This is a genomic window from Pseudomonas citronellolis, from assembly GCF_900112375.1.
Taxonomy (GTDB): domain Bacteria; phylum Pseudomonadota; class Gammaproteobacteria; order Pseudomonadales; family Pseudomonadaceae; genus Pseudomonas; species Pseudomonas citronellolis.
On record NZ_FOLS01000027.1, the window covers coordinates 101,173 to 121,816 of the forward strand.

Consider the following 20,644-nt stretch of genomic DNA (forward strand, 5'->3'; position numbering starts at 1 on the left):
CTCCAGCCTTCAGCCTTCAGCCTTCAGCCTTCAGCCTTCAGCCGCCTTTAGGTATTCGTTCATCCAGCAACCGGTGCAACGCGCTGCCCTGCGGCCAGTTGCGCAGGAAACGTGCGCGGTCGCGGGCGTAGGCGCGCTCGAAACCCGCCTGGCCGTGGTGCTTGTGCATGGCATCGAGGTCGATCAGCGCCCAGCGCCCCGCATCGCCCTCCCCCTGCCAGAACAGGTTGTGGCCCTTGAGGTCGCCGTGGCTGATGCGCTCGCGCCGCAGCGCCGCGAACAGGCTGTCCAGGGCCTTGAGTTCGGCCTCCGGCGGCATGCCGGCCCCATCCGGATCGTCCAGGTGGGGTTTGAAACGGGCAATTATATCCTGCCCGGCCAGGTAATCGGTAATCAGGAAGGCCGGCCCGCGCAGCCACAGCCAGCGCCGCTCTAGCACCGCCAGGGGTTTCGCGGTGGCGATGCCGAGGGCTTCCAGGCGGTTGCCCTCGCGCCAGGAGGCCCAGGCGCGGCTGGGGCGCCAGAAGCGCTTGAGCCAGTGCAGCAGGTTCTTGATGTTGTAACGCTTAACTACCAGTGGGCGGCCATCCAGCTCCACTTTCGCCACGGTAGCGGCACCGCCGGTCTTGTAGACATGCCCCCGGTCAATGAAAGCGTCCGGCTCGGCCAGCAGCGGCGTCAGGCCGGCTTCCTCTTCGCGGCGCACCGCGCGCAGGCCGAAGGCGCCGCGGCGCACGCTGAACAGGCTGCAGTCGCGGCCGATCTTCTTCAGCAGGTCGGCCACGCGCCAGCGGCGCACCCGGGCGATTTCCTTCTGCAGGGCCTCCAGCGGCAGGGCATGCTCGCCGTTGACCAGCAGGTAGTGCACCAGCAGCTCTTCGAGGAAGGGGTCGAGGCTGGCCGGCAACTGGGCGAAGAACACCCCGAGGTTTTCCAGCACGTGCTTGCGCGACAGCGGCTGGCCGGGCGTTTCGGCGCGGATGCCGGCGCCGTCGATCAGGTACAGGCGGCCGTCGTGGCGCAGCAGGTTGTCCAGGTGCAGGTCTTCCTGCCAGAGGCCCTTGGCGTGCAGTTCGGCGATGGCCGCCAGGGCCTCGCCGAGCACCGCCTGCTGGGCGTCGGACAGCGCCGGCTCGGCTTCCACCGCGCGCCAGGCGTCGCCCAGGCTGTGGGCGTCGTCGAGGAATTCGAAGAGCAGCCAACCGCCCTCGCCTTCGCGCAGGCCGTCGGCCAGCAGCAGCGGCGTGGTCAGGCCCTGTTCGGCGAGCAGGCGCACGCCGGCCAGCTCGCGCTGGAAGTGCCGCGCGGCCTTGCCGCCGACCAGCAGCTTGGCCAGCACCTGGCGCCCGCGCCAGTTGCCTGCGCCGACGTAGCGCCGGCCCGGCAACACGCGCAGCAGGCTGTCCAGGCGCAGTTCGGCGGGGCCGGCGCCATCGGCCAGTTCCAGTCGCAGCGGCAGCGTCGGCTGGCGCCCGGCGTTTCGCATCTCGCCCAGCCTCACCCGCGTTTCTCCTTCTTGCGCCGGCGCGCGCCCAGGCGCTTGTACCAGTGGTCCACCTCGGCGCCGCTGGCCGCGCTACCCAAGTAGGCGGCGAGCAGTTGGCGCACGTCCACCTCGCTCCAGTCAGGCGCGCGGCGCAGCAGCGGCTCCAGGTCCTTGACGCGGTCGCGCAGGCCGAACCACAGCGGGCGGGTCTTCTCCAGGTCGATCAGGCAGGCCTGGAAGCCGTCCTCGGCCTCCCGCAGGAAGATGTGCTTGGGATAGAAGCAGCCGTGCATCTGCCCGGCCTCGTGCAGGCGCCGGGCGAGCATGCCGCAGGCGTGCAGGATGGCCTGGCGGCGCTCCGCCGGCAGGCCGGACCAGTCCTTCAGCCAGGCGTCCAGGTCGCGCCAGCCGTCCAGCGCGCGGGTCACCAGGATGGCGCGGCGCTCGCCGCCCTCGCGGCGTTCGCCGAAGAAGGCCGCCTGCAACGCCGGGATGCCCAGTTGCTGGTAGCGCTGGATGTTGCGGAACTCGCGGGCGAAGGTCGGCTCGCCGCCCGGGCGCAGCAGGCTGCGCGTGAGGTGGTTGCTCTGCCGCTTGAGGTAGTAGGTGCCGCCTTCCAGCTCCAGGCGGAACACGCAGCTCATGCCGCCGCGCTCGGTGTTGGGCTCGTCCACCGCCTCCAGCGGCAGCGTCCAGAGCGCGTCGAAGTCGGCCAGGCCCTGGCTGTGCAGGCGCTCGCGGTCGTCGTCGGCGATGAAGTCGTTCACTCGCGTCCCTCGTAGAAATGGGCGATGCGCCGCACGCGGACCTTGTCCGAGGCGTTCAGCCGCTCGCGCCGGCGGTACTGCAGGTAGAAGCGCAGGCGCTGGGTGGCGGAAAGGTGGTACTTGGCCACCTTGTCCAGGGTCGCCAGGTCCTTGGTCACGCGGTGGCGCAGCATGAAACTGACCCAGTAGTTGCCGATCGGGCAGTCGATGAAATACACGGTGCCGGCGGCGTCGACCAGGATGTTGCGCCACTTCAGGTCGTTGTGGGTGAAGTGGTGGTCATGCATCAGCCGGGTATGGGCGGCCAATTGCCGGCTGACGTGGTCGACCCAGGCGCGGTCGCGCAGGCGCGGGTCGTCGCGCCGGGCCAGCGCGGCCAGGTCCTCGGTGCCCGGCACCTCGCGGGTGACCATGGCGCCGCGGACGAAGGCGCCGTGCTTGCGCTCCAGGCCCCAGGCCACCACTTCGGCGGTGGGGATGCCCCACTTGGCGAACTGCTTGAGGTTCTGCCACTCGGCCTTGATCCGCGGCCGCGCGAGGTAGCGGTGGTAACCCTTGCCGGCGCTGTTGTAGCGCTTGACGTAGTAGCGCACGCCGTCGCGTTCGACGCGGATCACTTCGGACTTGGGGTCCTTGGTCAGGCGCTCGCCCTGCAGGGCGAATACCGCGTCCAGGCTGCCGAAGTCGGCGGACAGGTGGCGGTAGGCGGGTTCCAGGGTCCAGCCCGACATCAGAGCAGGTCTCCGTAGCGCTGCTTGCGATCGTAGAGTTTGGCGGCCTTGCGCTCCATCCAGGCGAGCAGAGCGGCCTCCTCGCGGAGGATGTCGCGCAGGGGCTTGCGGAAGTAACCGCGCAGGAAGCGTAGCTTGTCGCGTTGCGTCAGGCCGATGTCCAGCGCCGAGAAGTACAGCGCGGCCAGGTCCTTGTCGCGCCAGCGCCGCGGCGTGGCGGCGCGGGTCTGGGCGCGGTGCAGGTCGATCACCGACAGGCGCAGGTCGTCGGGCGTCGGCGGGCGATCGGTGTGCAGCAGGAAGTGGCAGATGTAGCAGTCGCGATGGTTCACCCCGGCGCGGTGCATGGTGCCGACCATCTTCGCCACTTCGTCGATCAGCGCGCGCTTGAAGCGCGGCGCCGGCGGCTCGCGCAGCCAGTTCAGCGACAGCTGTTCGAGGTCGATGGTGGGCGCCAGCTCCTCGGTGACGATGAAGGAATGCTGGCGCGCCGGGTCGCTGCCGCGCTCGCCATAGGCCACCGCGGTCATGGTCGCCACGCCGGCCTGGTGCAGGCGCTCCAGGGCGCGCTGCTCCTGGCCGGCGCCGAGCACCGGGAGCTTGGCGCTGAGCAGGTTCTTGAAGATCTCGCCCCAGCCGATGCCGCGGTGGATCTTGACGAAGTAGCCGCGGCCGTCGACCTCGGTGCGCAGGGTGCGGCGGCCTTCCAGCTCGCGGTAGACCTTGCCCTGCAGGCGCTCGACCTCGACGAAGGGGTCCTTGCCGGCCCACAGGCTCCTGAACGGCTCGCGCAACTCAAGCTTCATGGGCGCCCGCCTTTCGTAGGAGCGAGCTTGCTCGCGAACCTGTCCGGCGCAAAAGCGTTCGCGAGCAAGCTCGCTCCTACAGGGAGCCCGGGGAAGCCGGGGAGAGGGGTGTTCATGGGCGCTCCTGCAGGATCACGTCCGCGGCGTGCTGCGGCATGGAGTACAGGTCCGCCGTGTCGGCGAAGGCCAGGCCGTTGCGCGACCAGGCGGCGCGCGCCGCGTCGTCCCGGAGCATCTCCGCCAGCATGCGGTTGAAGGCGTCCTGCTCGAAGGGCGACGGCACCACGCGGCCGGCGTCGGCCTCGGCGATGTAGTGGGCGTAGCCGCAGACGTCGGTGACCAGCACCGGCAGCCCGGCGACCACCGCCTCCAGCAGCACGGTGCCGGTGTTCTCGTTGTACGCCGGGTGGATCAGCAGGTCGGCGCCGAGCAAAAAGCGCGGGATGTCGCTGCGGCCCTTGAGGATCTGCACGTGGTCCGACAGGCCCAGGGCCTTGACCTGTAGCAGGAAGGGCTTGGGGTCGTCCTGGCCGATGGCGATCAGCCGGGTGCGCTTGCGCAGGTCCCGCGGCAGCGCCGCCAGGGCCTTGAGGCTGCGGTCCAGGCCCTTGGTCTTGAAGCCCGAGCCGATCTGCACCAGCAGCCGGTCGTCGTCGGCCAGCTTGAATTCGCGGCGGAAGTCGGCGCGGATTTCCGCGGCGTTGGCCGGCGCGCGGCGGTCCAGGGCGATGCCCGGGGGCAGCAGGTGGAAGCGCTCGATCGGGGTGTGGTAGTGCTTGATGAACAGCGGCTGCTGCACCTCGGAGATCATCAGCACCTCGGTCTTCGACTCGGGGGCGAACACCGCCCGCTCGTAGTCGGCGAAGTGCTTGTAGCGGCCCCAGCGGCGGTAGATGGGGTTGCGCAGGGTCTGCGCCTTGTCTTCGAAGCAGCCGTCGGCGGCATAGTAGACGTCAAGGCCCGGCATCTTGTTGAAGCCGATCACCCGGTCCACCGGGTCGCGCGCAAGGTCGGCGGCCAGCCAGGCGCTGAACTTCTCGTTGCGGCGATGGTTGAACAGCGCCTTGACCGGCGCCACGCGCACGTCGAAACCGGGCGGCACCTCACCCTCCCAGATCGGCGTGTAGACGCGGATGGCGTGCCCGCGCTTCTGGCATTCCAGGGCGATGCGCATGAAGTCGCGCTGCAACCCGCCGAAGGGGAAGTACTTGTACAGGACGAAAGCCAGTTTCATCGAAGCGTCTCCGGGGCCAGCAGCAGCGCCTCCAGTTGCAGCGCCACGCGCTGCGGGTTCAGGCGCGTGAAGCACAGGGGCTGCTCTTGCCGCAGGTCGAACTGGCGCTTGTCTTCGGCCGTCGGCTGGTAGGTGCAGGTCTTCTGCAGGCAGGGTGCGCAGGGCCAGTCGCTGGCCAGGTGCACCTGGGAACGCCCGTAGGCGCCGGTCAGCCCGGGATTGGTCGGGCCGAACAGCGACAGCGTCGGCACGTCCAGGGCGGCGGCCAGGTGTCCGAGCCCGGTGTCCACCGCCACGCAGGCGGAAGCGCCGGCCAGGACCTTGGCCATGCCTGCGAGGGATAACCTGGGGAGCACCGAGGTGTTTTCCAAGCCCTGGGCGATGCGCTCGGCGCGCTGGCGCTCGTTGTCGTTGCCCCAGGGCAGGCGCACCGACCAGCCACGCTCGCCCATGCGCTCGGCCAGCTCGCGCCAGTAGGCCTCGGGCCAGTGCTTGGTGACCCAGGTGGTGCCGTGCAGGAAGACCAGATAAGGCTCGCCGGCGCTCCCGTCGATCAGCAGGCCGCGATCCAGGCCGTAGTCGCCGACGCCCGCTGGCAGCGGGTAGTCCAGCGCCTGGGCGAACAGCTGGCGCACGCGCTCCACCGCGTGCTGGCCCCAGGCGACCGGGTAGCCGCGGTCGTAGAAGCGGCTGGCCGCCGGCTCGCGCGCGGATTCCCTGTCCAGCCCGGCGACCGGCACCTTCTTCGCGTAGCGCGTCAGCCAGGCGCTCTTGAGCAGGCCCTGGGCGTCGATCACCAGGTCGTAGTCGACCTCGCGCAGGCGCTTCTTGAAACGCCGCCACTCGCCGTTCTTCAGAGTCTGCCAGAGGTTCTTGCGCCAGCGCCGGATGGCCACCGGGATGACCTGGGCCACCGCCGGGTGCCAGGCCGGAATCTCGGCGAAGCCTTCCTCGACCACCCAGTCGAACTGGATGCCGGGGATGGCCCGGGCAGCGTCGGTGAGCGCCGGCAGGGTATGGATGACGTCGCCCAGGGACGACGTCTTGATCAGCAGTACCCTCATTCGACGTCGACCGGGTCCGCGACCAGGCGGTCGAGCGCCTGCAGCACCATCGACGGCGGCAGCTCGCGCAGGCAGTTGTAGTGGCCGAAGCGGCACACGCGGTCGAAGCAGGGGCTGCATTCCAGGCCCAGGCGGACGATTTCCACGGCATCGGCCAGCGGCGGGGTGAACTGCGGCGAGGTGGAGCCGTAGACCGCCACCAGCGGGCGGTTCAGCGCGGCGGCCACGTGCATCAGGCCGGAGTCGTTGCTGACCACGGCGGAGGCGCAGGACATCAGGTCGATGGCCTCGGCCAGGGCGGTTCCGCCGGCGAGGTTCACCGACTCCTCGCGCAGGCCGGGGATCAGCCGCGAGCGGATGTCCTCGCCGCCGGGGTGGTCGTTCTTCGAGCCGAATATCCACACCTGCCAGCCGGCGCGGATCTTCGCCTCGGCGACCTTGGCATAGAACTCCGCCGGCCAGCGCTTGGCCTCGCCGAACTCGGCGCCGGGGCACAGCGCCAGCACCGGGCGGTCCAGGCTCAGGCCGAACTTGGCCAGGGCCGCGTCGCGGCTGGCCGGGTCGATGGCCAGGCGCGGCTGCGGGTAGGGCTTGGGCAACTCGGTGCCCGGCGGGTAGGCCAGGGCCATGAAGCGCTCGATCATCAGCGGGTAGCGCGCCTTGTCGAGCTTGCGCACGTCGTTGAGCAGGCCGTAGCGCATCTCGCCCTTCCAGCCGGTGCGCTTGGCGATACCGGCGAAGAACGGCACCAGCGCGGACTTGAGCGAGTTGGGCAGGAGGATGGCCTGGTCGTACTGGCCGGCCAGGGACTTGCCGATGCGCCGGCGCGCGGCGATGTCGAGCACGCCGTGGCCGAGCGGGAAGCTCAGGGCCTGGCGCACTTCGGGCATGCGTTCGAGGATCGGCCGGCTCCAGTCGGGCGCCAGCACGTCGATCTGGCAGTCGGGGTGTTCGCGCTTCAGGCACTCGAAGAGCGTCTGCGCCATCACCATGTCGCCGACCCAGGAGGGACCTACGATCAGAATGTTCATAAGCTGGAGGCTGAAAGCTCGAAGCTGGAAGCCTGTCTGGAACCGCGTTGGCTTCCGACTTCAGGCTTCCAGCTTCCGGCTCATTTGACCAGTGTGCGCCACTCCGGATGGGCGCTGGTCTTGCCGGTGACCAGGTCGAAGTAAGCCTTCTGCAGTCGCTCGGTCACCGGGCCGCGGCGGCCGATGCCGATCTGCCGGCCATCCACCTCGCGGATCGGGGTGACTTCGGCGGCGGTGCCGGTGAAGAAGGCCTCGTCGGCGATGTACACCTCGTCGCGGGTGATGCGCTTCTCCACCACCTTGATGCCCAGCTCGTCGGCCAGGGTCAGCACGGTGCTGCGGGTGATGCCGTTCAGGCAGGCGGTGACTTCCGGGGTGTAGATCACGCCGTCCTTGATGATGAAGATGTTCTCGCCCGAGCCTTCGGCCACGTAGCCTTCGGGGTCCAGCATCATGGCCTCGTCGGCGCCGCCGGAGATGGCTTCCTGCAGGGCCAGCATCGAGTTGATGTAGGCGCCGTTGGACTTGGCGCGGGTCATGGAGATGTTCACGTGGTGGCGGGTGAAGGAGCTGGTGCGCACCTTGATGCCTTGCTCCAGGGCGTCGTCGCCCATGTAGGCGCCCCAGTGCCAGGCAGCGACTATCACGTGGACCTTCAGGCCGGCGGCGCGCAGGCCCATGCCTTCGCTTCCGTAGAACACCATCGGGCGGATGTAGGCGCTTTCCAGGTTGTTCTCGCGGACCGCGGCGCGGGTCGCTTCGTTGATCTCTTCCTTGGTGAACGGCATCTTCATGTTCATGATGTGCGCCGAGTCGAAGAGACGGTCGGTGTGGGCCTGCAGGCGGAAGATCGCGGTGCCCTGCGGGGTGTTGTAGGCGCGCACGCCCTCGAACACGCCCATGCCGTAGTGCAGGGTGTGGGTCAGAACGTGGGTGGTCGCGTCGCGCCACTGCACCAGTTCGCCGTCATACCAGATCACGCCATCACGATCGGCCATCGACATATTTGCCAGCTCCTCACAGAAATTCGTCGTCCGGTCGCCGCGGAACCCAGCCCCGCCGGCGACCTGTGCGTACTGCCCGGGATCAGGCGAGCTCGAGCTCGCGCCAGATCCGCATCACTCCGCGGCGTTCTTCATGGAAACGGTCGCCGCCCACTACCCCTGGCTGTTTCTGCAGCGCCAGACGGTGCGCGGCTGCGCGATAGGCCTTGTAGGCCTCCTGCAGGAAACGGACGTCCTCGCTGGCGATCAGGCCAGCCCGCTCCAACCCTTCCAGGATGCGGATGTTGTCGGTGAACTGCAGCAACTCCGGGTGCTGCCACGACCAGGCAAGGGCCGCATATTGCACCATAAATTCGATATCGACGATACCACCGGCATCCTGCTTGAGATCGAAGGGCGCCGCGGCTTCGAAGGCATTCGGCGCGGTGCCGGCGGCGGTCGAGGGGGTGCCCAGGTTGTCGCGCATCTTCGCGCGCATCTCGCTGACTTCCCGGCGCAGCTCGGCCAGGTCGCGGTGCTGCCCCACCACCGCGGCGCGGATGCCCTCGAAGGCCTCGGCCACCCGCGCGCTGCCGGCCAGCACGCGGGCGCGCACCAGGGCCTGGTGTTCCCAGGTCCAGGCCTCGTTCTGCTGGTAGGCCTGGAAGGCCGCCAGCGAACTCACCAGCAGGCCGGCAGCGCCGCTGGGGCGCAGGCGCATGTCCACCTCGTAGAGCGCGCCGGAAGTGGTCTGGGTGGTGAGGAAGTGGATGATCTTCTGCCCCAGGCGGGTGAAGAACTGCGAGCCGTCGATGGGCTTGGCGCCGTCGGTCTCGCGCTGCGGGTCGCCGTCATGGATGAACACCAGGTCCAGGTCCGAGCCGTGGCCCAGCTCCAGGCCGCCGACCTTGCCGTAGCCGACGATGATGAAGTCGGTGTCGCAGGGCGTGCCGTCGGCGCGCAGCGGCCGGCCGTGGCGCTGCACCAGCTGGCGCCAGGCCAGGGCCAGGACCTGTTCGAGGATGGCCTCGGCGAGCCAGGTCAGGTAGTCGCTGACCTTCATCAGCGGCAGGGTGCCGGCGATTTCCGAGGCCACCACGCGCAGGCCGTGGGCCAGCTTGAAGTGACGCAGGGTCTCCATCTGCTGTTCGAGGTCATCCTCGGGGATGCGCATCAGCCGCTCGCGCAGCTCGGCGATCAGTTCCGGCGCCTGCGGCGGGCTGAGCAGGCGCCCTTCATTAAGCAGTTCGTCCAGCAGGATGGGGAACCTGGCGATCTGCTCGGCCACCATCGGGCTGGCCGCGCACAGCGTCAGCAGGCGCTCCAGGGCGCCGGGGTTCTCGGTGAGCAGCACCAGGTAGGCCGAACGCCGCGCCACCGCCTCCACCAGGGGCAGCACGCGTTCCAGTGTCAGGTCCGGCTTCTCGTGCTCGGCGAGCATGTTCAGCAGCCGCGGGACGAAGGCGTCCAGGCGCTCGCGGCCCAGGCGCTGCATGGCCCGCACCTGGTTGCCGTGGCGCAGGTCGATGAGCCGCTTGAAGGCCGCCGCCGGCTCGGCGAAACCGGCGTCGGCCAGCTGCCGGCAGGCGGATTCCTCGTCCACCTGCTCTTCCCACAGCGGCAGCCACTCGGCGCCGGGCGTGGCGCCTTCATTCTCGCCGCCCTCGTCTTCGTCGGGGTCGGCGATCACCTGGCGGAAGTGCCAGTCGACGCGCTCGCGCCAGTGGTTGATCGCCTCGTGGAACGCCGACCAGTTGGCGAAGCCCATGATGAAGGCGACGCGGATGCGCGACAGCTCGTCCTCCGGCAGCATCTGCGTCTGCCGGTCGTCGATGGCCTGCAGGGCGTGCTCGGCGTAGCGCAGGAACTGGTAGCCCTCGCGCAGCTCGGCGACCACCGCCGGCGGCAGGTAGCCCTGCCCTTCGAGGGTCGCCAGCACCCGCAGCAGCGGCCGCTGCTGCAGGCTCAGGTCGCGGCCGCCGTGGATCAGCTGGAAGGCCTGGGCGATGAATTCCACCTCGCGGATGCCGCCGGCGCCGAGCTTGATGTTCTCGCTCATGCCCTTGCGCCGCACTTCCTGCTGGATCAGCTGCTTCATGTTGCGCAGCGCCTCGATGGCCGAGAAGTCCAGGTAGCGCCGGTAGACGAACGGCCGCAGCAGCTCCAGCAGGCGCTGGCCGGCGTCCTGGTCGCCGCCGACCACCCGCGCCTTGATCATCGCGTAGCGCTCCCAGTCGCGGCCCTGGTCCTGGTAGTACTGCTCCAGGGCGGCGAAGCTGTGCACCAGCGGGCCGCTGGAGCCGTAGGGGCGCAGGCGCATGTCGACGCGGAAGACGAAGCCTTCGACGGTGATGGCGTCCAGCGCCTTGATCAGCTTCTGCCCCAGGCGGGTGAAGAATTCCTGATTGTCCAGGGCGCGGCGGGCGCCCTGGGTCTCGCCGCCCTCGGGGTAGCCGAAGATCAGGTCGATGTCCGAGGACAGGTTCAGCTCGCCGGCGCCCAGCTTGCCCATGCCCAGCACCACCAGTTGCTGCGGCAGGCCGGAGCGGTTGCCGATGGGCGTGCCGAACTGCTGGCAGTGCCTTTCATAGAGCCAGCGGTAGGCCAGGTCGATGCCGTTGTCGGCGAGGTCCGACAGGTCGCGGCAGGTGCCGGCCAGGTCGCTGCCGCGGGTCAGGTCGCGCCAGACGATGCGCATCTGCTGGCGCCGGCGGAAGCGGCGCAGGCGGCGGCCCAGTTCGTCCTCGTCGGCGCAGTCGGCCAGCAGCGCTTCCAGTTGCGCGCGCATCTCCCCGCGCTCCAGCGGCCGGTCCAGCTGGCCGCTGGCCACCAGTTCGAGGAAGCCCGCGGCATCGCGCGCCGCCTGCTCGGCGACGAAGTCGCTGGCGGCGCAGACCAGGGCGAAATCGGCGTGGCGCTCGGCGGACCACTGCTCATAAAGGACGGCGTTTTCGGCGGGAAGATCGGCTACGGCGGTGCTGAAGGTCTGCCCCGCGCGCTCGGCGAGGGACTTCAAGGTGGCCGGCAAGGCGGCCCGGGACGGCAGAGTCATGCATCGATCCTGATGAACGGCAACCCCGCGGAAGCCCCGCCATTCGGGCGCCTGTAGTTTTACTACTAACTTTTTTCGCCCAAGGGCTGTATCCAGTCGCGTTTTGTAGTAAAACTACAACCCGCCGGAACCACCCCCGGTGCACTTCCAAGAATTCGCGGCGTCGCCCACGAGGCCGGCGCTGCTATCGGCAACGATCTACTGGCTTTCGATTCTGGAAGCCTTTCCGCCCTGGAGCAAGCCATGCAAGACCTCGATCCCGTCGAAACCCAGGAATGGCTGGACGCCCTGGAATCGGTCCTGGACCGTGAAGGTGAAGACCGCGCCCACTACCTGATGACCCGCATGGGCGAGCTGGCCAGCCGGTCCGGCACCCAACTGCCCTACGCCATCACCACCCCGTACCGCAACACCATCCCGGTGACCCACGAAGCACGCATGCCCGGCGACCTGTTCATGGAACGCCGCATTCGCTCGCTGGTGCGCTGGAATGCGCTGGCCATGGTGATGAAGGCGAACAAGCACGACCCGGATCTGGGCGGCCACATTTCCTCCTTCGCTTCCTCGGCAACGCTCTACGACATCGGCTTCAACTACTTCTTCCAGGCCCCGACCGACGAACACGGCGGCGACCTGGTGTTCTTCCAGGGCCACGCCTCCCCCGGCGTGTACGCCCGCGCCTTCCTCGAAGGGCGCATCAGCGAAGACCAACTGAACAACTTCCGCCAGGAAGTGGACGGCAACGGCCTGTCCTCCTACCCGCACCCGTGGCTGATGCCGGACTTCTGGCAGTTCCCCACCGTGTCCATGGGCCTGGGTCCGATCCAGGCGATCTACCAGGCGCGCTTCATGAAGTACCTGGAAAGCCGCGGCTTCATCCCCGCCGGCAAGCAGAAGGTCTGGTGCTTCATGGGCGACGGCGAGTGCGACGAGCCCGAATCCCTGGGCGCCATCTCCCTGGCCGGCCGCGAGAAGCTGGACAACCTGATCTTCGTCATCAACTGCAACCTGCAGCGCCTCGACGGCCCAGTTCGCGGCAACGGCAAGATCATCCAGGAACTCGAAGGCGTATTCCGCGGCGCCGAGTGGAACGTCAACAAGGTCATCTGGGGCCGCTTCTGGGACCCGCTGTTCGCCAAGGACACCGCCGGCCTGCTGCAAGCGCGCATGGATGAAGTCATCGACGGCGAATACCAGAACTACAAGGCCAAGGACGGCGCCTACGTGCGCGAGCACTTCTTCGGTGCCCGCCCGGAACTGCTGGAGATGGTCAAGGACCTCTCCGACGAGGAAGTCTGGAAGCTCAACCGTGGCGGCCACGACCCCTACAAGGTCTATGCGGCCTACCACCAGGCGGTCAACCACAAGGGCCAGCCGACCGTCATCCTGGCCAAGACCATCAAGGGCTATGGCACGGGCTCGGGCGAAGCGAAGAACATCGCGCACAACGTCAAGAAGGTCGACGTCGAGAGCCTGAAGTCGTTCCGCGACAAGTTCGACATCCCGATCAAGGATGCCGACCTGGAAAACCTGCCGTTCTACCGCCCGGAAGAAGGCAGCGCCGAGGCCAAGTACCTGGCCGAGCGCCGCGCCGCCCTGGGTGGCGTGATGCCGGTGCGCCGCGAGAAGAGCTTCCAGGTCCCGGTTCCCCCGCTGGACACCCTCAAGGCCATCCTCGATGGCTCGGGCGACCGCGAAATCTCCACCACCATGGCCTTCGTGCGGATCATCTCGCAGCTGGTCAAGGACAAGGAACTCGGCCCGCGCATCGTGCCGATCGTGCCTGACGAGGCGCGTACCTTCGGCATGGAAGGCATGTTCCGCCAGCTCGGCATCTACTCCTCCGTCGGCCAGCTGTACGAGCCGGTGGATAAGGACCAGGTGATGTTCTACCGCGAGGACAAGAAGGGCCAGATCCTCGAGGAAGGCATCAACGAGGCCGGCGCCATGTCCAGCTGGATCGCCGCCGGCACCTCGTACTCCACCCACAACCAGCCGATGCTGCCGTTCTACATCTTCTACTCGATGTTCGGCTTCCAGCGCATCGGCGACCTGGCCTGGGCCGCCGGCGACAGCCGCGCCCACGGCTTCCTGGTCGGCGGCACCGCCGGGCGCACCACCTTGAACGGCGAAGGCCTGCAGCACGAGGACGGCCACAGCCACATCCTGGCCGCGACCATCCCGAACTGCCGCACCTACGACCCGACCTACGCCTACGAGCTGGCGGTGATCATCCGCGAAGGCTCGCGGCAGATGATCGAAGAGCAGCAGGACATCTTCTATTACATCACCGTGATGAACGAGAACTACGTCCAGCCGGCCATGCCCAAGGGCGTGGAGGAAGGCATCATCAAGGGCATGTACCTGCTCGACGAGGACAAGAAGGACGCCGCTCACCACGTGCAACTGCTGGGCTCGGGCACCATCCTGCGCGAAGTGGAAGCCGCGGCGAAGATCCTCCGCGAGGACTTCGGCATCGGCGCCGACGTCTGGTCGGTCCCCAGCTTCAACGAACTGCGCCGCGACGGCCTGGCCACCGAGCGCTGGAACCGCCTGCACCCGGGCCAGAAGCCCAAGCTGAGCTACGTCGAGGAATGCCTGGGCGGCCGCAAGGGCCCGGTCATCGCCTCCACCGACTACATGAAGCTGTACGCCGAGCAGATCCGCCAGTGGGTCCCGAGCAAGGAGTACAAGGTCCTGGGCACCGACGGTTTCGGCCGCAGCGACAGCCGTCGCAAGCTGCGTGACTTCTTCGAAGTGGACCGTCGCTGGGTCGTTCTGGCCGCGCTGGAAGCCCTGGCCGACCGTGGCGACATCGACGCCAAGGTGGTGGCCGAGGCCATCGCCAAGCTCGGTATCGACCCGGAAAAACGCAACCCGCTGGACTGCTGAGGAGACGCATTGTGAGCGAGCTGATCCGCGTACCCGACATCGGCAACGGTCAGGGTGAAGTCATCGAACTGCTGGTCAAGGTCGGCGACAAGGTCGAGGCCGACCAGAGCCTGCTGACCCTGGAATCCGACAAGGCCAGCATGGAAATCCCCTCGCCCAAGGCTGGCGTGGTGAAGAGCCTGAAGGTCAAGGTGGGCGACACCCTGAAGGAAGGCGACGAGATTCTCGAGCTGGAAGTCGAGGGTGGCGCAGCCGAGATTCCGGCCGCAGCGCCTACCCCTGCCGCCGAAGCGCCCAAGGCCGAGGCTCCTGCCCCGGCCGCCGCAGCCGCGCCTGCCGCCGCCCCGGCGGCAGCGGCCAGCGTCCAGGACATCGCCGTCCCGGACATCGGCTCGGCGGGCAAGGCCAACGTCATCGAGGTCATGGTGAAAGCCGGCGACACGGTCGAGGCCGACCAGTCGCTGATCACCCTGGAATCGGACAAGGCCAGCATGGAAATCCCCTCGCCGGCCGCCGGCGTGGTGGAAAGCGTGTCGATCAAGGTCGGTGACGAAGTCGGCACCGGCGACCTGATCCTCAAGCTCAAGGTCGCGGGCGCCGCTGCCCCGGCCGCCGCCGAACAACCGGCCGCCGCGCCGGCTCCGGCTGCTGCTCCGGCCGCTCCGGCTGCCACTGCTCCGGCTCCGGCCGCCAAGGCCGAAACCCCGGCCCCGGTCGGCGCGCCCAGCCGCGACGGCGCCAAGGTGCATGCCGGCCCGGCCGTGCGCATGCTGGCCCGCGAGTTCGGCGTCGAGCTGGCCGAAGTGAAGGCCACCGGTCCGAAAGGCCGCATCCTCAAGGAAGACGTGCAACTGTTCGTCAAGGAACAGCTGCAGCGCGCCAAGTCGGCCCCGGCCGGCGGCGCCAGCGGTGGCGCGGGCATCCCGCCGATCCCGGAAGTCGACTTCAGCAAGTTCGGCGAAGTGGAAGAAGTGGCCATGACCCGCCTGATGCAGGTCGGCGCCGCCAACCTGCACCGCAGCTGGCTGAACGTGCCCCACGTGACCCAGTTCGACCAGTCGGACATCACCGACATGGAAGCCTTCCGCGTCGCGCAGAAGGCCGCCGCCGAGAAGGCCGGCGTCAAGCTGACCGTGCTGCCGATCCTGCTCAAGGCCTGCGCCCACCTGCTCAAGGAACTGCCGGACTTCAACAGCTCCCTGGCCCCCAGCGGCAAGGCGCTGATCCGCAAGAAGTACGTGCACATCGGCTTCGCCGTGGACACCCCGGACGGCTTGCTGGTGCCGGTGATCCGCGACGTCGACCAGAAAAGCCTGCTGCAGCTGGCCGCCGAAGCCGCCGAACTGGCGGAAAAGGCGCGCACCAAGAAGCTCTCGGCCGACGCCATGCAGGGCGCCTGCTTCACCATCTCCAGCCTCGGCCACATCGGCGGCACCGGCTTCACGCCGATCGTCAATGCGCCGGAAGTGGCGATCCTGGGTGTGAGCAAGGCGACCATGCAGCCGGTCTGGGACGGCAAGGCCTTCCAGCCGCGCCTGATGCTGCCGCTGTCGCTGTCCTACGATCACCGGGTGATCAACGGCGCCGCCGCCGCGCGCTTCACCAAGCGCCTGGGCGAGCTGCTCGGCGACATCCGCACCCTGCTGCTGTAACCGCATCGGCCCCCTTTCAGGGGGCCGATCGCTTTCTACCAACGAGCACGCCACGCTCGTTCTCTCCAGCCCTGTCGGATGACGGGGCTTTTTTTATTCGCGCCGGCCGCCATAATGGCAAACAGCCATTACCCATGGCATTCTCCGATCAACGGCACCCCGCATGCCGCTCAAAATCCTCCCGGTCCCGCCGATACAGGCATTGCTTGTCAGACAAAACCGCATCATGCACCCTTGCCTTCGCCCAACAGAAGTCGGCCGAGGCAAAGTACCTCGCCCAGTAGTGGAAAACCGCCGAGCATGAAGAGTCATCCCGATACCGCCAATCGCCCGGCGGTCGAGGCTGTCACCCAGCTCCCCGTCCCTTCGCGGCTGGGGCTGCTGCGCTTCGAGCGGTTGAATGAACCGAGCTGGACCCTGCTGTTCCTCGACCCGGCCTGCGAGCGCGCCTTTGGCGTGCCCGCCGCCGAACTCTGCGGCCTGCTCGACGCCCCCTACGCCAGCCTGATGGAACCCGAGGCGCGGCACCGCCTGCACGAACAGATCCAGCAGCAACTGGTGGAGCACGCCCACTACCAGGTGCGCTACGCCCTGCACACGCCCCGCGGCGTGCTGAACCTGCTGGAAGTCGGCGAGGCCTTCCAGCAGCGCGGCCGCCAGCTGCTCCACGGCTACCTGCTGCAGGACGAGGAAGGCGCCCGCCAGGAAACCCAGGGCGAGCTGGCGGAACAGAACCTGCGCCTGCAGATGTCCCTGGAGATGTACCAGCGCTCCCAGGACGAACACCTGCAGCACCTGGTGCGCTCGCGCGCCCAGCAGAACCTGATCGTGCGCCTGGCGCGGCACCGCTACCAGTCCAGCGACCCGCTGCTGGAGGCCGCGCAGCTGATCGCCCAGGCCGCCAGCGAGGCCTACGACGTGGCCCGCGCCGGCATCTGGCGGCTGACCGCCGACGACCACATGGAGCCGATCGCCGTCTACCGCCGCGACATCGACCAGTTCGAACTGCCGCGCGGCTTCGACGCCAGCCGCTACCCCAACTACCTGGACGCCATCAACAGCGGCCGCGCCATCGACGCCCACAACGTCCTGCAGGACCCGCGCACCCGCGAGCTGGCCGAGGCCTACCTGCGCCCGCAGGGCATCAGCGCCATGCTCGACGCCACCATCCGCGTCGGCGGCGAGGTGGTCGGCGTGCTCTGCCTGGAGCACATCGGCGAGGTGCGCCTGTGGCAGAGCGACGAGATCGCCTTCGCCGGCGAGCTGGCCGACCAGTACGCCCAGGTCCTGATGAACCACGAGCGGCGCAGCGCCTCCAGCGCCCTGCACCTGTTCCAGCGCGCCGTCGAGCAGAGCGCCAGCGCCTTCCTACTGATCGACCGCGACGGCGTCATCGAATACGTCAACCCCAGCTTCACCGCCATCACCCAGTACGGCGCCGACGAAGTGCGCGGCCGCCGCCTGGCCGAGGTGCCGGCCCTGGCCAACCTCAGCGAGCTGCTGTTCGACGCGCGTTCCACCCTGGTCAACCAGAACAGCTGGCAGGGCGAGTTCCGCAGCCGACGCAAGAACCTCGAGCCCTACTGGGGGCAGCTGTCGCTGTCCAAGGTCTACGCCGACGACGGCGAGCTGACCCACTACATCGGCATCTACGAAGACATCACCCAGAGCAAGCTGGCCCAGCAGCACATCGAGAAGCTCGCCTACCGCGACAACCTCACGGGCCTGGCCAACCGGCACTACTTCATCAACGTGCTGGAAGAGCGCCTGCGCGCCGGCTCCGGCCCGCCCCTGGGCCTGCTGCTGGTGGACATCGACAACTTCAAGCGGATCAACGACAGCCTCGGCCACCAGACCGGCGACAAGCTCCTCGCCAGCCTCGCCCGGCGCCTGCGCAGCAGCCTGGTGGACGGCACCACCCTGGCGCGCTTCGCCAGCAACGAATTCGCCGTGCTGCTGGAGGAATCCAGCCCCGGCCGCGGCGAGCGGGTGGCGGCACAGATTCTCGACGTGCTCGACAAGCCGCTGTTCGTCGACAACCAGCTGATCAACATCACCGGCTCCATCGGCCTGGCCTACGCGCCGCAGCACGGCCATGACCCGCAGACGCTGATGAAGAACGCCGGCCTCGCCCTGCACAAGGCCAAGGCCAACGGCAAGCACCAGCTGCAGACCTTCACCGAGGAAATGACCGCCGAGGCCAGCCACAAGCTGTTCGTCGAGAACAACCTGCGCCGCGCCCTGGTGCAGAACGAACTGGCAGTGCACTACCAGCCCAAGCTGTGCCTGCGCAGCGGCCAGCTGCTCGGCCTGGAGGCGCTGCTGCGCTGGCAGCACCCGGAGAAGGGCATGATCCGCCCGGACCAGTTCATCAGCGTGGCCGAGGAAACCGGGCTGATCATCCCCATCGGCAAGTGGGTGATCCGCGAGGCCTGCCGCATGGGCCGCGAGCTGACGGAAAACGGCCTGGGCGACCTGAACATCGCCATCAACCTGTCGCCCAAGCAGTTCAGCGACCCCGACCTGGTCGGCTCCATCGCCGCCATCCTCCACGAGGAACAGGTGCCGGCCGGGCGCCTGGAGCTGGAACTGACCGAAAGCCTGCTGCTGGACGCCACCGCCGACACCAAGCAGCAGCTCGAACGCCTCAAGCAACTGGGCCTGACCCTGGCCATGGACGACTTCGGCACCGGCTACTCGTCGCTGAGCTACCTGAAGAAATTCCCCATCGACGTCATCAAGATCGACCGCAGCTTCATCAAGGACATCCCGGACAACCAGGACGACATGGAAATCACCTCGGCGGTGATCGCCATGGCCCACAACCTCAAGCTGCAGGTGGTCGCCGAAGGCGTCGAGACCGCCGCCCAGCTGGCCTTCCTGCGGCGCAACCGCTGCGACATCGGCCAGGGCTACCTGTTCGACAAGCCGATCCCCGGCGCCCAGCTCGCCAGCAGCCTGCAGCGCTACCCCTGCCGCTCGCACACGCCCGACTGAGATGCCTCACCTGGTCATAGCTGTTTTACGCAGAGACTCGAGCAGCGCCCTATCTCGGTAGGTCCCTTCGCCTCTGCCAAGTAGTCACAGCCAAAACACCCCAAGAACCACTAACACTTCTCAATCGACCTTGCCCAAGTCAGCAAGATGACTATCACCCGCCATGGCAGCGCCAGGAAAATATGAATATTAACTAGAGTGCAACTTTGAGCAAACAAATTACTGCCTCAAAAAACACACTACGCAATCTATATAACAGGGCCAACCTCCTTGGCTCGACAAGCTTTCCGGATCGCAAAGCATATAATTTCAAAAATTATGTATACAACACCTAACATTGCTAGATATACCCAACCACTAGATATGCTCGGCCCACAGTACGTTCTGGTAAGGCACTTGAGAACTCGCCCCGCAATGTAAACATCGCTCCACAGGGCTACTACTGCGAAAAATATAGCGAGAAACGCCAATACTATATTCCGTATCTGCCTCCCACCTTTTAGCGTGTCCCTCAACACTTGCCATACTCTACAAGGGATCAACCCGACAGCAGCCAAGCCTACAAATCCCAGCAAGTAAATCAGTCCATTGAAAAGAAACTCTCTCATGGTTACCTTCTCACTTGGCGCAACAAGCTTCCCAACCAAGATATTCCACCTTCCCCTTGGGCAATTCAGCTCGACCAAGGCAGCCAAACCCTTCCGTGACTATACCTACCCATCTCAATCAGGGAAAAATTCTTACGACCGAACTTTCATTTACCGGCGTACTCGGCATCAGCGAAAGTAGACTGTAGCTAGACTGCTCGTATTGAGTGTCCGTATAGAAATCACCCAAGCCACTCAGCCAATGCATCCGACGAGGCATATCCAACCAGATACAGCGTCCCCTTATCATTTCTTATGGCCAAAGAAAAAGTCTTATTTTTCTCATCATAAAGCAACTCGTCATTCTCGCTTTTTGCAATGCACAGCATTTCATAAGAATCAGCAGTAAACTCCGTAAACTCTCTAGTCCACTCGGTTGTATAAACTTCAACAGCAACCGGCTCAATAGCATGCTCAATTAAATACTCCTGATTTTTACTTATATACTCATCCCTACCCCCCTCCCCAATATTTGGAGTCGATGTCGGATGTGCAAACGACTCTTTAAGAAGCTCTATTACATCTGACCTATCCATTCAACCGTCCCTTTAGTAATGAAGAGTCTCCGGTGGCTTTGCACCATTTGCTGGAATATCAATTCTTGGACCTCTACGCGCGTTACCTGGGCGATATTGTATTCCATTATCCCCCTGGATAAACCCTGTCTTTGAATCAAGCTTACCGGTTCCGCCAGTTAGTTTATCGAAGTCCTTCAGAGGGTCCCCCGTCCCACCTGCGGTAGCTGATAGTCCGTCACTATTTTTTCTCTTGCCACTAGAGTCCTTAGGATTGTCTCCTACCAAATCATTAGGAACCTCTGGGCACTGTTCTGGATGCACTGCTTCATTATCATCAGCAATGCTGCTTAAGCCTATATAACCAGCCCCTATGCCGGCTAGATTGACCAAGCCGGATAGCGCACTTACACATGCAGCTCCGATTGGTGGGACCAAGCAGGCCTGAGCAGCTAGTCCACTAGGATCGATAAACGTGACTGGGTTCCCACCCACATAGGTATAAAGATTAATCCCCCCCTCGTTCCCCAATCGGATCACGGCTCAGCCATCGTCCAGATTCCGGGTCATAGGCCCGGTAGAGGGCCAGGTACAGGCCACTGGCCTGATGCCAGTGCAATTGCGCGAAACCTCTCGCCAAGGTGCCATTGCTGTTGGCCGGACTCGGCTGAGGATCGTCCGGGGTGCTCCGGTTGCCTCCGTAGGGTGTGTAGTGGAGGCGCTGCAGGGGTCCGCTACCCGTGCTACGGCCGATCACACTGCCCAAGGAGTCCTTCACGTAGTACTC

Annotated in this window: 14 protein-coding genes; 3 read left to right on the forward strand and 11 right to left on the reverse strand. The window is 66.4% G+C overall.

The features are described 5' to 3' along the window. Positions 1 to 37: 37 nt before the first annotated feature. The 9 genes from BM060_RS23415 to glnE all read right to left on the reverse strand — a co-directional run bounded on the left by BM060_RS23415 (position 38) and on the right by glnE (position 11,154). Positions 38 to 1,501 (reverse strand): lipopolysaccharide kinase InaA family protein, encoded by a 1,464-nt coding sequence (locus BM060_RS23415; RefSeq protein ID WP_074983448.1) that lies wholly within the window; start codon positions 1,499 to 1,501, stop codon positions 38 to 40. Continuing rightward, positions 1,498 to 2,253, reverse strand: a complete 756-nt coding sequence (locus tag BM060_RS23420; RefSeq protein ID WP_074983450.1) for a lipopolysaccharide kinase InaA family protein — start codon at positions 2,251 to 2,253, stop codon at positions 1,498 to 1,500. The genes BM060_RS23415 and BM060_RS23420 overlap by 4 nt, the downstream gene beginning before the upstream one ends. Continuing rightward, positions 2,250 to 2,984 carry a lipopolysaccharide kinase InaA family protein gene (locus BM060_RS23425; RefSeq protein ID WP_074983453.1) on the reverse strand — a complete coding sequence of 245 codons (735 nt, stop codon included), beginning with the start codon at positions 2,982 to 2,984 and terminating at the stop codon, positions 2,250 to 2,252. Before BM060_RS23425 ends, BM060_RS23420 begins: the two co-directional genes overlap by 4 nt. Beyond that, a complete protein-coding gene (gene rfaP / locus BM060_RS23430) occupies positions 2,984 to 3,790 on the reverse strand; it encodes a lipopolysaccharide core heptose(I) kinase RfaP (protein ID WP_043316963.1) in 807 nt (268 codons plus the stop codon). Before rfaP ends, BM060_RS23425 begins: the two co-directional genes overlap by 1 nt. A gap of 112 nt (positions 3,791 to 3,902) precedes the next feature. Then, a complete protein-coding gene (locus tag BM060_RS23435) occupies positions 3,903 to 5,024 on the reverse strand; it encodes a glycosyltransferase family 4 protein (RefSeq protein WP_074983455.1) in 1,122 nt (373 codons plus the stop codon). Next, positions 5,021 to 6,088 carry a lipopolysaccharide heptosyltransferase I gene (gene waaC / locus BM060_RS23440; protein WP_074983457.1) on the reverse strand — a complete coding sequence of 356 codons (1,068 nt, stop codon included), beginning with the start codon at positions 6,086 to 6,088 and terminating at the stop codon, positions 5,021 to 5,023. The genes BM060_RS23435 and waaC overlap by 4 nt, the downstream gene beginning before the upstream one ends. Next, the gene (waaF, locus tag BM060_RS23445) at positions 6,085 to 7,119 is read right to left on the reverse strand and encodes a lipopolysaccharide heptosyltransferase II (protein ID WP_074983460.1); all 1,035 of its coding nucleotides are present in this window, start codon (positions 7,117 to 7,119) and stop codon (positions 6,085 to 6,087) included. Before waaF ends, waaC begins: the two co-directional genes overlap by 4 nt. Before the next feature lie 80 nt (positions 7,120 to 7,199). Then, positions 7,200 to 8,123 (reverse strand): branched-chain-amino-acid transaminase, encoded by a 924-nt coding sequence (gene ilvE, locus BM060_RS23450; RefSeq protein WP_074983463.1) that lies wholly within the window; start codon positions 8,121 to 8,123, stop codon positions 7,200 to 7,202. An 82-nt stretch (positions 8,124 to 8,205) separates the two neighbouring features. Continuing rightward, on the reverse strand, positions 8,206 to 11,154 hold the full coding sequence (gene glnE / locus BM060_RS23455; protein ID WP_074983466.1) for a bifunctional [glutamate--ammonia ligase]-adenylyl-L-tyrosine phosphorylase/[glutamate--ammonia-ligase] adenylyltransferase: 2,949 nt from the start codon (positions 11,152 to 11,154) through the stop codon (positions 8,206 to 8,208). 243 nt (positions 11,155 to 11,397) lie between these two features. On the opposite strand from glnE, the gene aceE reads away from it, so the two are divergent. The 3 genes from aceE (at position 11,398) to BM060_RS23470 (ending at position 18,695) form a co-directional block, all read left to right on the forward strand. Then, entirely contained in the window at positions 11,398 to 14,046 is a 2,649-nt protein-coding gene (gene aceE, locus BM060_RS23460) for a pyruvate dehydrogenase (acetyl-transferring), homodimeric type (RefSeq protein ID WP_074983468.1), read from the forward strand. 11 nt (positions 14,047 to 14,057) lie between these two features. Beyond that, positions 14,058 to 15,698: a dihydrolipoyllysine-residue acetyltransferase gene (aceF, locus tag BM060_RS23465; RefSeq protein ID WP_074983470.1), complete on the forward strand. Its 1,641-nt coding sequence runs from the start codon at positions 14,058 to 14,060 to the stop codon at positions 15,696 to 15,698. A 300-nt stretch (positions 15,699 to 15,998) separates the two neighbouring features. After that, positions 15,999 to 18,695, forward strand: a complete 2,697-nt coding sequence (locus tag BM060_RS23470; RefSeq protein WP_074983472.1) for a putative bifunctional diguanylate cyclase/phosphodiesterase — start codon at positions 15,999 to 16,001, stop codon at positions 18,693 to 18,695. Positions 18,696 to 19,524: 829 nt separating this feature from the next. On the opposite strand, the gene BM060_RS32590 is transcribed toward BM060_RS23470, so the two are convergent. Continuing rightward, positions 19,525 to 19,878 (reverse strand): hypothetical protein, encoded by a 354-nt coding sequence (locus BM060_RS32590; protein WP_135499811.1) that lies wholly within the window; start codon positions 19,876 to 19,878, stop codon positions 19,525 to 19,527. A gap of 487 nt (positions 19,879 to 20,365) precedes the next feature. Continuing rightward, complete coding sequence (locus BM060_RS33610; RefSeq protein ID WP_159458820.1) at positions 20,366 to 20,635, reverse strand: RHS repeat-associated core domain-containing protein; 270 nt, start codon at positions 20,633 to 20,635, stop codon at positions 20,366 to 20,368. Positions 20,636 to 20,644 lie beyond the last annotated feature (9 nt).

Excerpts from the sequence above, each read along its gene's own strand:
- BM060_RS23425 (WP_074983453.1), bottom strand. The coding sequence starts at position 2,984 with ATGTCGGGCTGGACCCTGGAACCCGCCTACCGCCACCTGTCCGCCGAC.
- rfaP (WP_043316963.1), bottom strand. The coding sequence starts at position 3,790 with ATGAAGCTTGAGTTGCGCGAGCCGTTCAGGAGCCTGTGGGCCGGCAAG.
- BM060_RS23435 (WP_074983455.1), bottom strand. The coding sequence starts at position 5,024 with ATGAAACTGGCTTTCGTCCTGTACAAGTACTTCCCCTTCGGCGGGTTG.
- waaC (WP_074983457.1), bottom strand. The coding sequence starts at position 6,088 with ATGAGGGTACTGCTGATCAAGACGTCGTCCCTGGGCGACGTCATCCAT.
- waaF (WP_074983460.1), bottom strand. The coding sequence starts at position 7,119 with ATGAACATTCTGATCGTAGGTCCCTCCTGGGTCGGCGACATGGTGATG.
- ilvE (WP_074983463.1), bottom strand. The coding sequence starts at position 8,123 with ATGTCGATGGCCGATCGTGATGGCGTGATCTGGTATGACGGCGAACTG.
- glnE (WP_074983466.1), bottom strand. The coding sequence starts at position 11,154 with ATGACTCTGCCGTCCCGGGCCGCCTTGCCGGCCACCTTGAAGTCCCTC.
- aceE (WP_074983468.1), top strand. The coding sequence starts at position 11,398 with ATGCAAGACCTCGATCCCGTCGAAACCCAGGAATGGCTGGACGCCCTG.
- BM060_RS23470 (WP_074983472.1), top strand. The coding sequence starts at position 15,999 with ATGAAGAGTCATCCCGATACCGCCAATCGCCCGGCGGTCGAGGCTGTC.
- BM060_RS32590 (WP_135499811.1), bottom strand. The coding sequence starts at position 19,878 with ATGGATAGGTCAGATGTAATAGAGCTTCTTAAAGAGTCGTTTGCACAT.